Source organism: Sporosarcina cascadiensis (assembly GCF_009650995.1).
GTDB lineage: Bacteria > Bacillota > Bacilli > Bacillales_A > Planococcaceae > Sporosarcina > Sporosarcina cascadiensis.
In genome coordinates, this window is record NZ_WHVV01000010.1 from 15630 (window position 1) to 29517 (window position 13888).

At 47.3% G+C, this 13888-nt stretch carries 13 protein-coding genes; 8 read left to right on the plus strand and 5 right to left on the minus strand.

Annotated elements, in window-relative coordinates; all coding sequences use genetic code 11:
• Window positions 1-19 precede the first annotated feature (19 nt).
• On the minus strand, window positions 20-463 hold the full coding sequence (locus GDZ68_RS11555; protein ID WP_153722464.1) for a hypothetical protein: 444 nt from the start codon (window positions 461-463) through the stop codon (window positions 20-22).
• Between the two features lie 13 nt (window positions 464-476).
• On the minus strand, window positions 477-1856 hold the full coding sequence (gene nhaC, locus GDZ68_RS11560) for a Na+/H+ antiporter NhaC (protein WP_153722465.1): 1380 nt from the start codon (window positions 1854-1856) through the stop codon (window positions 477-479).
• A 374-nt stretch (window positions 1857-2230) separates the two neighbouring features.
• Here nhaC and GDZ68_RS11565 point away from each other — a divergent pair, with 374 nt between their 5' ends.
• Both GDZ68_RS11565 and GDZ68_RS11570 read left to right on the plus strand, forming a co-directional pair.
• Complete coding sequence (locus GDZ68_RS11565; RefSeq protein ID WP_153722600.1) at window positions 2231-3481, plus strand: cytochrome P450; 1251 nt, start codon at window positions 2231-2233, stop codon at window positions 3479-3481.
• Window positions 3482-3661: 180 nt separating this feature from the next.
• Window positions 3662-5089, plus strand: a complete 1428-nt coding sequence (locus tag GDZ68_RS11570; protein ID WP_153722601.1) for a DASS family sodium-coupled anion symporter — start codon at window positions 3662-3664, stop codon at window positions 5087-5089.
• Between the two features lie 62 nt (window positions 5090-5151).
• On the opposite strand, the gene GDZ68_RS11575 is transcribed toward GDZ68_RS11570, so the two are convergent.
• Both GDZ68_RS11575 and GDZ68_RS11580 read right to left on the minus strand, forming a co-directional pair.
• Window positions 5152-6411: an erythromycin esterase family protein gene (locus tag GDZ68_RS11575; protein ID WP_153722466.1), complete on the minus strand. Its 1260-nt coding sequence runs from the start codon at window positions 6409-6411 to the stop codon at window positions 5152-5154.
• A 79-nt stretch (window positions 6412-6490) separates the two neighbouring features.
• Window positions 6491-8002: an APC family permease gene (locus GDZ68_RS11580; RefSeq protein WP_153722467.1), complete on the minus strand. Its 1512-nt coding sequence runs from the start codon at window positions 8000-8002 to the stop codon at window positions 6491-6493.
• 341 nt (window positions 8003-8343) lie between these two features.
• On the opposite strand from GDZ68_RS11580, the gene GDZ68_RS11585 reads away from it, so the two are divergent.
• The 3 genes from GDZ68_RS11585 to GDZ68_RS11595 are packed head-to-tail and all read left to right on the plus strand — an operon-like array spanning window position 8344 to window position 10626.
• Entirely contained in the window at window positions 8344-9189 is an 846-nt protein-coding gene (locus tag GDZ68_RS11585; protein WP_153722468.1) for an amino acid ABC transporter substrate-binding protein, read from the plus strand.
• Window positions 9179-9895: an amino acid ABC transporter permease gene (locus GDZ68_RS11590; RefSeq protein WP_153722469.1), complete on the plus strand. Its 717-nt coding sequence runs from the start codon at window positions 9179-9181 to the stop codon at window positions 9893-9895. Before GDZ68_RS11585 ends, GDZ68_RS11590 begins: the two co-directional genes overlap by 11 nt.
• Window positions 9892-10626: an amino acid ABC transporter ATP-binding protein gene (locus GDZ68_RS11595; protein ID WP_153722470.1), complete on the plus strand. Its 735-nt coding sequence runs from the start codon at window positions 9892-9894 to the stop codon at window positions 10624-10626. Before GDZ68_RS11590 ends, GDZ68_RS11595 begins: the two co-directional genes overlap by 4 nt.
• A gap of 42 nt (window positions 10627-10668) precedes the next feature.
• Here the strand turns inward: GDZ68_RS11595 and GDZ68_RS11600 are convergent, their stop codons facing one another.
• Window positions 10669-10992, minus strand: coding sequence for an MGMT family protein (locus GDZ68_RS11600; protein WP_153722471.1), 324 nt, complete (start codon window positions 10990-10992; stop codon window positions 10669-10671).
• Window positions 10993-11115: 123 nt separating this feature from the next.
• Here GDZ68_RS11600 and kynU point away from each other — a divergent pair, with 123 nt between their 5' ends.
• Genes kynU through kynA form a run of 3 tightly spaced genes read left to right on the plus strand, consistent with a single transcriptional unit; the run spans window position 11116 to window position 13831 of the window.
• Window positions 11116-12387 carry a kynureninase gene (gene kynU, locus GDZ68_RS11605; protein WP_153722472.1) on the plus strand — a complete coding sequence of 424 codons (1272 nt, stop codon included), beginning with the start codon at window positions 11116-11118 and terminating at the stop codon, window positions 12385-12387.
• Window positions 12384-13016: an arylformamidase gene (kynB, locus tag GDZ68_RS11610; RefSeq protein WP_153722473.1), complete on the plus strand. Its 633-nt coding sequence runs from the start codon at window positions 12384-12386 to the stop codon at window positions 13014-13016. Before kynU ends, kynB begins: the two co-directional genes overlap by 4 nt.
• Window positions 13013-13831, plus strand: a complete 819-nt coding sequence (kynA, locus tag GDZ68_RS11615) for a tryptophan 2,3-dioxygenase (protein WP_153722474.1) — start codon at window positions 13013-13015, stop codon at window positions 13829-13831. The genes kynB and kynA overlap by 4 nt, the downstream gene beginning before the upstream one ends.
• Window positions 13832-13888 lie beyond the last annotated feature (57 nt).

Here is a 13888-nt window from a genome sequence, read left to right on the forward strand (position 1 = left end):
GCTCATTGAATTTATACGCTTAATCTCGGGCTTGCTTTACTAAAAAACGAATCGCTTCCTGAAGATTATTCGTGCAGAGTAAAGTTTTAGAAGCATCGAGCACTACACGGTCTTCCGCATCCATATACTCTTCAAGTGGAATCCGGTTGAAGAACGCTTTCCATTTCTGCTCGCGTTCCAATTGTTTGGTTTCTTCACGGATTGCGTCATAGTCAATTACATTCAGAAGGAAAAAATTATCATTCAGATTCACTTTCGGAAAGCGTTCGCTCAGAATTTTCAGCTGCCCCGGATCATACCCTTCCAGCATTATATGTTCCGTAGTTCCTACGTTCTCCGCGGCATCCATCAGCTGATCGGTCCAGTCCGTATACGTGTCATCGCTGACATCTTCCGCAGTGAAAATACCGACATTATACAGTTCAACGGGATCAGTGTCTTTTTGTTTTTTTCTAAAGAACAAAGTGTCTACCTCCTTAAATTCTTGTCAATGTTTTTCCTGCATATCCAAAGAGCACCGTCAGGACAGGACTCAGCAAACAGAAGAATGCAAATGGTAAATAGGCAATCGTCGGTACATCGAGCGCCTGCGTAATGAATATTCCGGCGACGCTCCAGGGCACGAGCGGATTGATGACTGTTCCCGCATCTTCCATTACTCGGCTCAAGTTTTTACTGGCAAGGCCGACTCTTTCGTAAGATGACTGGAATGCCTGGCCGGTCAATAAGATGGATAAATATTGCTCCCCAATCAGCACGTTGATGCCGATTGCAGTCAGCGCAGATGTCAAAATCACGGAAGACACTTTGCGCAATAAGCTTTCGATTTTTTCGAGCAGGCACTGCACGATGCCCAGTGTGAAAAGCATTCCTCCCATACTGAGTGCGAGCAGCACCAGTGAAATGGTGAACATCATGCCTTCCATGCCTTTTCCCTTCGAAAGCAGTTCATCCACAGCCTGAACACCGGTAGCTCCTTCATAGCCGCTGAATAAAATCGTCATAACGTCAGAAACTGAGTAGAACGTATGGAAATAAGCAACGACAATTGCCGTCAGCGAACTGACTGACAGCGTTAAAATAGCAGGCACTTTAACAAACGTCAAAATGATTAGCACAGCTACCGGAACCAGTGTGTACCAGTGAATCAGATTGGTGCCGAGCAATGCACTGCTGAATGTCCCGACAGTATCAAAATCGCCGCCTGACACGTCAGGTGACAGCACTCCGAATAAAATCAGGGAGATAAAAAAGGCAGGAATCGTTGTCCATCCCATATTCCGTATATGCTCGAATAGATCGACGCCGACAATGGAAGAAGCCAGGTTGGTCGTATCAGAAAGCGGGGACATTTTATCTCCAAAGAATGCTCCCGAAACAATAGCGCCTGCCGCAAGAGGAAGCGACAGTTCGAGTACATGCGCCATGCTGATGAAAGCCACACCGATCGTGGCGACGGTTGTCAGTGAGCTGCCGACTGCGAGACCGATAATCGCTGTAACGACGAAAACAATCGCGTAAAAAAATGCGGGTGTAATTAATTGCAGGCCTGCATAAATGATGGTCGGGATGGTGCCGCTCATCATCCAGCTGCTGACAAGAATGCCGATAAAGAAAAACAGGAAGACCGCACTCATTCCGGCACTTGCACCTTCGACTAATCCTCTTTCAAGCTCTTTGTATGTGAGTTTCTTCCATAATCCATACCCAAAGAGCAGTAAAATCGCAAACAAAATCGGCACATGCGGCACAGAACCGAAGTTGACGATGCTGATGCTGATCATGGCGACAATAAGAATTGTCAAAATTACCGAAGCTTTAACAGTTGGTGTATGAATTGCTTTAATTGGAAACATGCTGACTACCTCCAGTTGAATTAAATGAAAAAACTCCCCCATCCCCGTGTTGCAGGGACGAAGGAGTTCTCCGCGATACCACCCTAATTGACAGCAGAAACTGTCCTCTTCATTGCGTGTGAAGGAAAACTGCTGGTGTAATTCATTTCATCCGCTGCCTGAACTTGCACTTCCCGCCCAGTCTCTTTTTGCTGCTGCGAATGAAACTACTGAAGTCAGCACTTCACTGTATATAAGGTCTGATTACATGTAAAGAAAGATATACCGTTTGAATAATACCATGTTCAGAAGATAAGTCAATAGCTGAATAGGCCGATTACCTGCATATTGAAACGGGTAGAGAAGAAGGAAAGGAGTGGTGTCTAGTGCGAGAAATGAAACCCATGCCGAAGCTTGAAGGGAAAGATCATACGGCCGGCATGCTGAGAGAAGGCTATCAATTTTTACGAAACCGCAGGAAAGGTCTGCAGTCCGACGTGTTCGAGACGCGCTTACTCGGGGAACAAGTAATTACTCTGTCCGGGGAAGAAGCGGCCAGACTGTTTTATGATACAGAGAAATTCGTCAGGAAAGGAGCCGCTCCGAAAAGAGTCCAGCAGACTTTGCTGGGCGAGAAAGGTGTGCAGACGTTGGACGGAGATGCTCACAGACACCGCAAAGAAGCATTCATGTCTCTTATGGCACCTGATAAAATCCGACAGCTGAAGGAAATGGCGGCAGGTCAATGGGAAAGAACAGTGGCTGACTGGGAGCAACAAGAGGAAGTCAACTTATACAAAGAAGCGCAGGAATTACTGATGCGCCTTGCTTGCCAGTGGGCCGGTGTGCCGCTGAAGGAAAAAGAAGTGAAGGACAAAACTGAAACGATGGTAAAGCTCTTCGAAACTCCGGCCACGCTGGGCTATGCACATTGGAAGGGAAAGAAGGCCCGCGATGAAATGGAAGAATGGATCGGCGAATTAATCAAATCTGTACGGAAAGGTGATTTGATTCCCTTTGAAGGAACCGCCATGCATGTGTTTTCCCATCATCGCGATATAAAAGGCAAGCTGCTGAGCGAAAAAGTGGCAGCTGTAGAAGTCTTGAATATCGTTCGTCCAATCGTTGCGATCTCCATCTATATTGCATTTACTGGACATGCATTGATTCAGCATACTGAAGAAGCGAAAAAGCTTTCGTCCGGAAAAGAGAAGGATCTGCAGAACTTCGTACAGGAAGTGCGGCGTGTCTATCCATTCTTTCCGTTTAACGCAGCGCGTGTGAAAGAAGATTTTGAGTGGAATGGTTATGTATTTAAGAAAGGCACTCTGACGATTCTGGATTTTTACGGAACGAACCACGATCCGAAACTGTGGAATAATCCGGATGTTTTTAATCCATCGAGATTTGCGGATGAGCAGATTACACCTTATAACCTGATTCCGCAAGGCGGTGGAGATTATATAGAAAATCATCGTTGTGCAGGAGAATGGGTGACGCTTGAGGTTATGAAAGTCAGTCTGGATTACCTGGCAAATCGTATGTCATTTGACGTGCCGGAGCAGGATCTAAGCTACAGTCTGGTCAGCATGCCGAGCTTGCCGAAGAGTGAAGTAATTCTGAAGAATGTTAAACGCAAAGTCTAATCAATGCCGGGTATGCTATTGCAGATGCCCGGCTTATTTACGGAGAAAGCGTTAATTGGAGGCAGGAGCGGGTAAGAGTAAAACTGAAACCGTAATTAGAAAGGATTGATGCTTGTGACAACAACTGAAGAAACAGCTCTGCAGCCTAAAAAGAAGCGGAATCTGAATGGAATTTGGATTATGTTAGCGTTTGTCGTTCTTATTGTAATCGTCATGCTCCCGAATCCCGCAGATCTTCCCGTTACCGGCCAGCGTGCGTTAGCCATCTTAGCCTTCGCGGTCATCCTGTGGGTGACAGAAGCAGTTCCGTATCCGGTCAGTGCAGCCATGATTCTGGGACTGGCAGCCGTTTTGCTGGGACTGGCTCCGAGTATGGAAAATCCCGATGAAATGCTCGGGACAAGCGGTGCGCTGAAAATGGCATTGACCGGATTTTCCAGCCCTGCAGTTGCATTAGTAGCTGCTGCACTGTTCCTAGCAACTGCCATGCAGACGACGAATCTGCATAAGCGTCTCGCTCTATATATTTTATCGAAAGTAGGCGTGAAAACAGGCGCCATCATTTTTGGCTCTATCCTCGTTTCCATTATCTTGGCGTTTTTCGTGCCAAGTGCAACAGCAAGAGCCGGTGCCGTAGTGCCGATCCTGCTCGGTATGGTCGCGGCGTTCGGCCTGCCGGTAAACAGCCGTCTGGGTGCGCTGCTGGTTATTACGGCAGTACAGTCCGTGTCGATCTGGAACGTCGGAATTAAGACAGGTGCCGCACAGAACATGGTCGCACTCGGGTTTATTGAGAAAGAATTTGGTGTGTCGGTCGCCTGGAGTTCATGGTTCTTGTACGCAGCTCCTTGGTCAATCATCATGTCGGTCGCATTGTACTTTATTATGAAAGCAGTCATAAAGCCTGAGACAAAGGTGGTCGAAGGCGGCAAAGAATTAATTCAAGGCCAGTTAAGCGAACTCGGCAAAATGAAATCTTCCGAGCTTCGTCTGATTATCGTGTCACTTGTTCTGCTGTTTTTATGGGCAACGGAGGAAAAATTGCATCCATTTGACACCACTACGGTGACCATAGTGGCAATCGCGATTCTTTTGACACCGAAAATAGGTGTGTTTGAGTGGAAGACCGTGCAACAAATGATACCGTGGGGAACAATTCTGGTATTCGCCGTCGGGATTTCACTCGGAACCATTTTGCTCGATACAACGGGCGCTCAGTGGCTATCGGATAAAGTATTCGGCGCCATGGGATTAGATAATATGCCGCTGCTCGCAACGATTGCTCTTCTGTCGCTGTTTAATATTCTGATCCACTTAGGATTTGCCAGTGCAACCAGTCTGTCGTCTGCGCTCATACCGATTTTCATTGCGCTGACCACCACTATTTCATTGGATGTCAATGAAATTGGCTTTGTCTTGATTCAACAGTTTGTCATCAGTTTCGGCTTCCTGCTGCCGGTAAGCGCACCGCAGAATATGCTCGCTTATGGAACTGGAGCCTTCTCTGTTAAGGACTTCTTGAAAACTGGAATTCCGTTAACAATCCTCGGTTACCTGCTCATCCTGTTATTCAGTGCAACGTATTGGAAGTGGATCGGGCTGTTGTGAGTTTTTAGAATGCGAAGTAAAAAGCAGAGACCGAGGTCTCTGCTTTTTTGCTATGAAAAGTTTCACCAGCTCAACGGTCTCAGCGCAGACGATCGATCGATATACAGAAAGGCATCGTAGCGTTCGCTGACACGGGAGGGGACGAAGTTGCCATAGGCTTCGAATTCGGGATTGTAGACGACGCCGATTGCGCGGTGGCCAATCCATTCGTCGAATTGCTTTCTGTTCTTATCATTGAACAGCAGCAATTTGTCCTGGGCGCCTGCTGCGTGCAGCTGCCCTTCCCATGTATTAAAGCGGGTGGGCGGAATATTCATTTCTTCCGGTGTTTCTCCCCAGCTGCTGCCTGCAATGACGGTTCCTTCATACGTACCGAAACCAATAGCATAAGTATGTTTTCTACCGTACTGCTCGCGGATTAACTGGCCGACATTGGTAAGTCCCTGATCGGCCATGGAGGTAGCGGCTGCGTCACCGACATGCGTGTTATGCTCCCAGACAATGATTTTGGCGTCTTCTCCGTAATAACTCTGTATTTCTTTAATTGCTTCCACCATATGAGTATCCCGAATATTCCATGACAAGGCATCATCTTGGAGCATTGCCCGGTAATATGCCTCTGCATTTTTTGCGGCTAAGGCATTCATTTCGAGGTTTAAATCCTGCTCGTGCGCTTGGGGGTAGCGTTGTTCATTGGAGCGAATTGACTGAAGAAGACTGGTGACTTCTGCTATACATTCGTCTGTGAAGTGTGCAGAAGACAGTGCATAATGTTCGGGCATGCGATTATAAGGTTCCAAGCAGGAAAAAGCTTTTTTGGCAAGCTCCAGATCAGTTCCGTAGGACGGATTGCTTTCCAGAAAGTTCACGACTTCATCGATTGATTCGTACAGGCTGTATAAATCGATTCCATAAAAGCCGATTTTCGAGTCAGGGGTGCGCTGCTGATTTTCCTTGGCTAACCATGAGACAAACCATTCTACGTCTTCATTCGCCCACATCCATGCCGGCCATCTGCCGAACGAACTGATCAGCAGTTCTTTGACTGGTTGGGGCTGACTGTCATAGCCCTTGACGAATCTGTTTATTGCATAGACAGACGGCCAGTCGCCTTCCACAGCAATGGCGGCGAAACCTTTTTCTTGTATAAGCCGTTTGGAAAACTCAGCGCGCAGTCGATAGAAATCGGAAGTTCCATGCGTTGCTTCGCCAATCATCACAATTTTTGCATCGCCTATTTCCTGCAGCAGCTGATCGAAAGCTGCCGGATCATCCAGCGGGATAGACTGCTCCTGAATGGCGGCTACTAATTTTCTGGACACGAAAAAAACCTCCTTTCCCGTTGTAACCTTAGTATACCCAAGGTGTAGGCCGGTATAACGGCTTGGAAAGGAGTATTGTTTATGAGCGAGTAGCATCCGGCAGCGGCAGGTCTTTATCAGAGTCATCAGCCGCTTCCATTACTTCAGATTCTATCGTCTTGCCAAGTATATAATACTCGGTTTCTTCTTGTGTCAAGCTGTTATATCGCTTCTGGATGACCAGGTAGAATACGATGCCGACCAATCCCCAGGCGAACAGCAGGATATAGGAAGGGGTAGAAAGTGCAGCAGGTGAATTCGGCACAAGCAATAGGGCGAGAAAGACACCGCTTGCGATCATTCCAATTAACGCAAGAAACTTTTTGACAGGAGCGATTTCCCGGCCTATTTTCTCTTTTCCCCAAGCCAGCACTTTATAAGCAGCCAGACAAGTGAAGAAGTAGGCAACAGATACTCCGGTCGATGACATATCTACAATCCAAGTCAGCGCCTGTCGGCCAAACCAGGGAGTAGGCAAAGTAATCAGGGCAACGAACCAAATGCCCCATACCGGCGTCTGTTTCTCCTTCGTAATCGTTCGGAAGAAGTTAGGCAAAGCCCGCGCACGTGCCATGGAAAACAGCAGGCGGCTAGATGACATGAAAAAACCATTGAGTCCTGTGAAGATTCCCATCACTATCGCTACTGCCATTACAGCAAGTCCTGCGATTCCAAGTGAGGAGCGAACTACTTCTCCGGTAAGCCATAAATCACCGTTTCCAAGAGCGGCGGTTGAAGGGAAAGTCCAGCCTGTCAGACCAATCATGATGGCATAAATTAAGAAAGATGTGAATAAAGAAGCGACAATGAGCATCGTTGCTTTGCGAGGAGAGAAATTGAACTCCTCCGCGGCCTGCGGTACATTATCAAATCCTACATATGCCCAAGGAGCGATTGCAAGAATGACCAGAATCGAAGTCAGAATGGATTGATTACCTTTAAAGAAGGGCTGCAAATTTGTGAAAGGCTGATCAGCTGAGCCGTATGTAAAGACACCGAGCAGCACAACGCCTGCTACAAGCAGCACGCTGAAATAAAATTGAATCTGTCCCGAGACGCTGGTGCCTGTTGTATTAATGAGCGCAAACAGCAAGATGATCGCGCTGGCAATTAGTACTTCCGGCAAATAGACATCCCAGCCGGCAACAGAATACAAATAGCCTTGCTTCATGAAGCCGGGTGCCAAAAACTTCAGTAATAACGTCAGCGCCGAAGCGTTTAACGCGACAATCGAAATATAGCCAAGCGATAAGAACCAGCCGCAAATGAAAGCCCAGATTTTTCCTGCCGCGACAAAGGCATATGTAAAACCGCCGCCGGACACGGGGAACTTCTTGATCATCACGCCGTAACTGGATGCGATAATCATCATGATCAACGCGCCAATGCCGAGCCCGATCACCGCGCCGAGCGGTCCAGAATCGCGAATCCAGTCTCCGGGGAGAATGAAAGCTCCCCATCCGACTGAAGAACCAAGTGCTATAGCGAACACCCAAGACGGTTTCAATGTTTTATTCAGTTTCCTTCGTGCGCTCTCAGATTCCTTTTCCATATAAATGCAACCCCTAGTTAGTAGTATAGCGATTGTTTCCCCCTTTTTTCGGGTTTAAAACTTTAAATATGTATACGATATCAGCAGGATAGATGTTCTATAATCATGTTCGTGGCATGAATGATCAAGTTGGATAAAGTCCTGAAAGCAGTTTTCTTATTCCTTTCGAATTCCAAGTCTTTTAATAGGTTTTGAACTGCTGTTAACCAGAGTATTTTGTTTTGTTTGCCAATTCTGTGTAGTATAATAACTTGTACAAGGAATTTTATATGTTGACAGAGCCATATCAATCTTCTATGATTTAAAACACAAATACTTATTAGAATAGTGGGGTTTAAGAAATGAAAAAGTTTTTACTACCATTTCTATTGATTTTATTGGCAGGTGTATTGGTTGCTTGCGGGACGAAAGATGACGACAAGGCCAATGGTTCAAATGAAAAACCAACAGAAGAATCGTCAGGTGATTCAGCTGCAAAGGACGGCCTGTTGGATGAAGTATTGGAAAAAGGGGTCCTGAATGTAGGAACAGAAGGAACCTATGCACCCTTCTCTTTCCATGATGAATCTGGTAAATTGACGGGCTATGATGTGGAAGTGACTGAAGAGGTCGCGAAACGCCTCGGCGTGGAAGTAAAATTCTTTGAGACGCAATGGGATGCGATTTTCGCAGGATTGGATGCCAAGCGTTTCGATGTCATTGCCAATCAAGTCGGAATCAATGATGACCGTAAAGCGAAATACGCGTTCTCCCAGCCGTATACACGCTCTCATTCCGTACTGGTCACTCTTAAAGATGAGCAGATTGCATTCGATGGGATGGAAGGCAAGAAAGCTGCACAGACACTGACAAGCAACTACGGTGAGCTGGCGAAATCACATGGAGCAGAAATCATCAAAGTGGATGGCTTTAACCAGGCAGTTGATTTGGTCATCTCCAAGCGAGTGGATGGCACGTACAATGACAAGATTTCAGCGCTGGATTACTTGAAACAGAAACCGGATGCACCAATTCAAATTGTGGAAGAAGAAAATACCTCAGCTGAAAACGAATCGGAAAACGCATTTTTATTCAGACAGGGCAATGAAGACTTGATAGATGAAGTGGATAAAGCATTAGATGCGATGCGCGAAGACGGCACGTTAAAAGAGATCTCCGAAAAATGGTTCGGCGAAGATGTATCTTAATAGTGTGTTCTTAAGCCCCGACCGGATACAGAGACTTCAGGAAATCGCATCGACATCCATCGGGCCTTTGATTGAAGGGGCTATCAAGTTCACGATTCCTTTGGCGGTCATTACGTTCATCATCGGCCTCGTAATCGCGATTTTTACAGCTTTGGCACGAATCTCTTCCAGCAAAATACTGCGGGGAATTGCGAGGGTATATGTCTCCATTATTCGCGGTACTCCGCTGCTGGTACAATTATTTATTATCTTCTATGGCCTGCCGACGATGGGGATTGTTATTGATCCTTTCCCTTCGGCGGTCATAGGCTTTTCATTGAATGTTGGGGCTTATGCTTCAGAAATTATACGAGCAGCCATTTTGTCCATCCCGAAAGGTCAATGGGAGGCAGCGTATTCAATCGGCATGAACTATTCTCAGGCACTTCGCAAGATCATCTTGCCTCAAGCTGCCCGGGTCTCTGTTCCGCCGCTTTCGAATTCCTTTATTGGATTGGTGAAGGACACTTCATTAGCCGCGACAATCTTAGTGGCGGAGACGTTCAGGCGGGCACAGGAAATAGCGTCGATGAACTATGAATTTTTATTCGTCTATAGTATGGCGGCGCTCGTCTATTGGGTGATCTGTTTCATCCTTTCCATTATACAGGGCAGAATTGAAGTGCGGCTCGACCGGTTCGTCGGCAAGTCAGGAGGTCTCTCATGATTACGATACAAGGATTAAAAAAGTCATTTGGACCGCTAGAAGTGATTAATAATGTAGACTTGGAAATCGCAGCTGGAAAGGTTGTCGTCATCATCGGACCTTCCGGATCTGGCAAATCTACATTATTGCGGTGTCTCAATGTATTAGAAACACCAAACGGCGGAAGCATTTCCATTGACGGTCAGCAACTGGATTTCAACCAGCCGGTATCAAAAAAAGCAATTGGAGCGTTCCGCCGGCTTACAGGCATGGTGTTTCAAAGTTATAATCTGTTTCCGCACTTAACAGCCAAAGGAAACGTGACGGAAGGATTGACAACTGTCAAAGGAGTATCCAAGAAAGAAGCTGGTGAAACTGCGGAACAGTTGCTGGCAAAAGTAGGATTGGCGGATCATAAAGAGAAATATCCCCACCAGCTTTCAGGGGGTCAGGAACAACGTGTGGCGATTGCGCGGGCGCTTGCTATGGACCCGAAAGTCATGCTCTTCGATGAACCTACATCTGCACTTGACCCCGAACTGGTCAATGAGGTGCTGCGCGTCATGAAGGATTTGGCGCAGGAAGGCATGACGATGGCAGTCGTGACACATGAAATGCGTTTTGCACGGGAAGTGGCAGATGAAGTCATTTTCATTGATGGTGGCGTTATTGTGGAAAGAGGCGCACCTGCACAAATTTTCACCAATCCGCAGCATGAGAGAACGAAGAAGTTTTTGAGTTTGCTGCAATGATATAAAAAATGCTTGGCGGAGATCCATCCGACCAAGCATTTTTTATGTCTGCAGGGGAGGGTGCCAGCGATAAATTTCGAGTGATATGCGTCCATTGGTATCAAATTGAACGCCTTCCGATTCTAATCGCTGCCGTTGTGTTTCACCTTTGGACTCTGCATTCTCAGGAGTGGAAATGCCGCCTTTTGCGTTGATGATCCTGTGCCATGGCAATCCGTATTTTGCACTCATCGAATGAAGCACGCGGGTCACTTGCCGTGCACCGCGCGGATTGCCTGCTTCAGCTGCGACTTGCCCGTAAGTCATGACATAACCCGGAGGAATCTGCAGGATGACCTGTATTGCGCGTTCTGTAAATGTCTCCATTTGCCAATCACTCCTTTTTAACAGATCGTAGCATAGAAAAGCGGTGAAGTCACACGTACTGTAAGCGTTTTTATATTCTCTTAATATGCTATTATTTAATTACAGAAAGAAAGGAGAATGTATATGCACTCCCATACACTTATGTATGCAAAAACACTTGATGAAAAAGATCGGCTGTCATCTTACCGCGAGGAATTTTATTTGCCGGCGGATAAAATTTATATGGACGGCAACTCGCTCGGACTTCTATCTAAGCGGGCGGAAAAAACGCTGATGCAGCTGCTGGATTCCTGGAGGACACTCGGCATAGACGGCTGGACAGAAGGAGCGCATCCATGGTTTTATATGGCGGAGCAGCTGGGGGAACGCATGGCGTCGCTGGTCGGCGGAGGGAAAACGGAAGTGATTGCAACTGGATCCACCACGTCAAATCTGCATCAGCTGGCAGTGACATTTTACCGGCCTTCCGGCAAACGCACCAAAATACTTGCGGATGAATTGAATTTTCCTTCGGATATCTATGCGCTGAAAAGCCAGATCAGGCTGCATGGCCTGGATTCCGAATCGGAACTGATCCGCGTTACGAGTGATGACGGACTGACGCTCTGCGAGGAACGCATTATCGAAGCGATGACAGAGGAAGTGGCATTGATCGTGCTGCCTGCCGTACTGTACCGCAGCGGACAGGTCCTGGACATGGAGATGCTTGCAAAGGCGGCGAATGAAAAAGGCATTCCAATCGGCTTTGATCTTTGCCATTCCATCGGCTCTATTCCGCATGAACTGCATGACTGGGGTGCCGATTTTGCGTTTTGGTGCACATACAAACATCTGAACGGGGGGCCGGGTTCTGTCGGCGGACTGTACGTCCATGAACAGCATTTCGGTAAAGAAGCAGGTCTGGCCGGGTGGTTTGGTTCGGATAAATCGAAGCAGTTTGATATGGATCACACGATGACAGCTGCCGCCGATGCCGGTGCCTATCAAATCGGAACACCGCATATATTGAGCGCCGCGCCTTTGATCGGTTCATTGGAAATGTTTGAAGAAATCGGGATAGAGAAGATCCGCTTGAAATCTCTTGAGCTGACGAAGTTCATGATGGGCTGCATAGAGGAAGAATTGCAGGACTTTTCATTTGGCATCGGCAATCCGAAAGATGCTTCGCGCGGAGGACATATACTGCTGCAGCATGAAGAGGCGGCGAGGATCTGCCAGGCGCTGAAAGCGGAAGGTGCGGTACCGGATTTCAGAGCGCCAGACGGCATCAGACTGGCTCCGGTTGCGCTGTACAATTCATTTGAAGATGTATGGCAGACGGTGCAGATTCTGAAACGCATTATGGCGGATGAAACGTACAAACAGTTTAAAAATGAGCGGGGTGTAGTGGCATGACGAATGAATGGATTGATATTACACAGCCGCTGTCCGCCAAAATCGCGGAGTGGCCGGGAGATACGCCGTTTACCTATGAAGTGGCGGTATCAAAGGAACAATCGGGTTCCGTCAATATCGGGAAGCTGACGATGAGCACGCATATTGGAACGCATACAGATGCACCATTTCATTATGATAATGAAGGAGAGCGTATTTTGGATCTGCCGGTTGATCTTTACATCGGCCGCGCCGTTCTCCTTGATGTAACAGGCTTGAAATGTGTAGCTCGTGCAGATCTGGAGTCCTTCGACTTTGATGGAGTCGAGCGGGTTTTATTGAAAACAGGTAGCCATCCGACTTCCGAGAAGTTTCCTGTGGATTACACAGTGATCGGTGAAGATGTGGGACCGCTGTTAAAAGAGCGCGGGGTGCGTCTGATCGGTACGGATGCGCCTTCAGTTGACGCGGAAGACAGCAAAGAGCTGCCGGGACATCATTCGCTGTACCGCAATGATGTCATTATTATCGAGAATTTAGTACTGGATACACTGGAGCCTGGTCAGTATGAGCTGATTGCGCTGCCGCTTGCGTTGCAGGAAGCAGACGGCAGCCCAGTGCGTGCGGTCGTCAGGAGGTGGCAGGCATGACGGAAAAGGGAATTCATACGGACTTTCGTGAGTCTATGACGTACGGTGAGTATTTAGATTTGGATAAGATGCTGTCGAGCCAGCACAGGCTGTCAGGGCATCATGACGAAATGTTGTTTATTATCATCCATCAAGTCAGTGAACTGTGGATGAAGCTGATCTTGCATGAACTGCAGACCGCGATCGATTCAATTGAAAAGGATGAACTGCCGGAAGCATTTAAGATGCTTGCCCGGGTGTCGAAAGTACAGACGCAGATCATTCAGGCGTGGGATGTACTGGCTACGATGACACCGGCAGAGTATATGGAATTCCGTGACAGCCTTGGCCGTGCATCAGGATTCCAGTCGTATCAGAATCGGCTGATCGAGTTTGCGCTCGGCTATAAGCAGCCGCAGATCATTAAGATTTATGAGAAAGATCCGGCGTTGTCGGAAATGCTGGAAAAAGCCTATCATGCACCCGGCATTTATGATGTTGCCATTCAGGCACTGGCACGCGCAGGATTCCCGATTACTCCGGAATTGCTGAAACGTGATTTCTCAATCACCTATAAGGGCGATGAAAGCGTGGCGGATGCCTGGCTGAAAGTCTACCGTAACGTAGATCAGTACTGGGATCTGTATCAGTTGGCGGAGAAACTTGTGGACATTGAAGACAGCCATCAGCAATGGAGATTCCGGCATATGAAAACGGTGGAGCGGATTATTGGTTTTAAAACAGGAACCGGCGGATCATCAGGGGTGAACTACTTGAAATCCGTACTTGATCATCGTTTCTTTCCGGAGTTATGGGATGTCCGTACTAAAATTTGACAGTCTGGCAAGCTAGCGATTATGATTAAATTTAGAATATTTAGGTAAAGGAGGAAT

What these genes read in the sequence shown, in the direction of transcription:
- nhaC (WP_153722465.1), bottom strand. Translation starts at nt 1,856, where the DNA reads ATGTTTCCAATTAAAGCAATTCATACACCAACTGTTAAAGCTTCGGTA.
- GDZ68_RS11565 (WP_153722600.1), top strand. Translation starts at nt 2,231, where the DNA reads ATGAAACCCATGCCGAAGCTTGAAGGGAAAGATCATACGGCCGGCATG.
- GDZ68_RS11570 (WP_153722601.1), top strand. Translation starts at nt 3,662, where the DNA reads ATGTTAGCGTTTGTCGTTCTTATTGTAATCGTCATGCTCCCGAATCCC.
- GDZ68_RS11580 (WP_153722467.1), bottom strand. Translation starts at nt 8,002, where the DNA reads ATGGAAAAGGAATCTGAGAGCGCACGAAGGAAACTGAATAAAACATTG.
- GDZ68_RS11585 (WP_153722468.1), top strand. Translation starts at nt 8,344, where the DNA reads ATGAAAAAGTTTTTACTACCATTTCTATTGATTTTATTGGCAGGTGTA.
- GDZ68_RS11590 (WP_153722469.1), top strand. Translation starts at nt 9,179, where the DNA reads ATGTATCTTAATAGTGTGTTCTTAAGCCCCGACCGGATACAGAGACTT.
- GDZ68_RS11595 (WP_153722470.1), top strand. Translation starts at nt 9,892, where the DNA reads ATGATTACGATACAAGGATTAAAAAAGTCATTTGGACCGCTAGAAGTG.
- GDZ68_RS11600 (WP_153722471.1), bottom strand. Translation starts at nt 10,992, where the DNA reads ATGGAGACATTTACAGAACGCGCAATACAGGTCATCCTGCAGATTCCT.
- kynU (WP_153722472.1), top strand. Translation starts at nt 11,116, where the DNA reads ATGCACTCCCATACACTTATGTATGCAAAAACACTTGATGAAAAAGAT.
- kynB (WP_153722473.1), top strand. Translation starts at nt 12,384, where the DNA reads ATGACGAATGAATGGATTGATATTACACAGCCGCTGTCCGCCAAAATC.
- kynA (WP_153722474.1), top strand. Translation starts at nt 13,013, where the DNA reads ATGACGGAAAAGGGAATTCATACGGACTTTCGTGAGTCTATGACGTAC.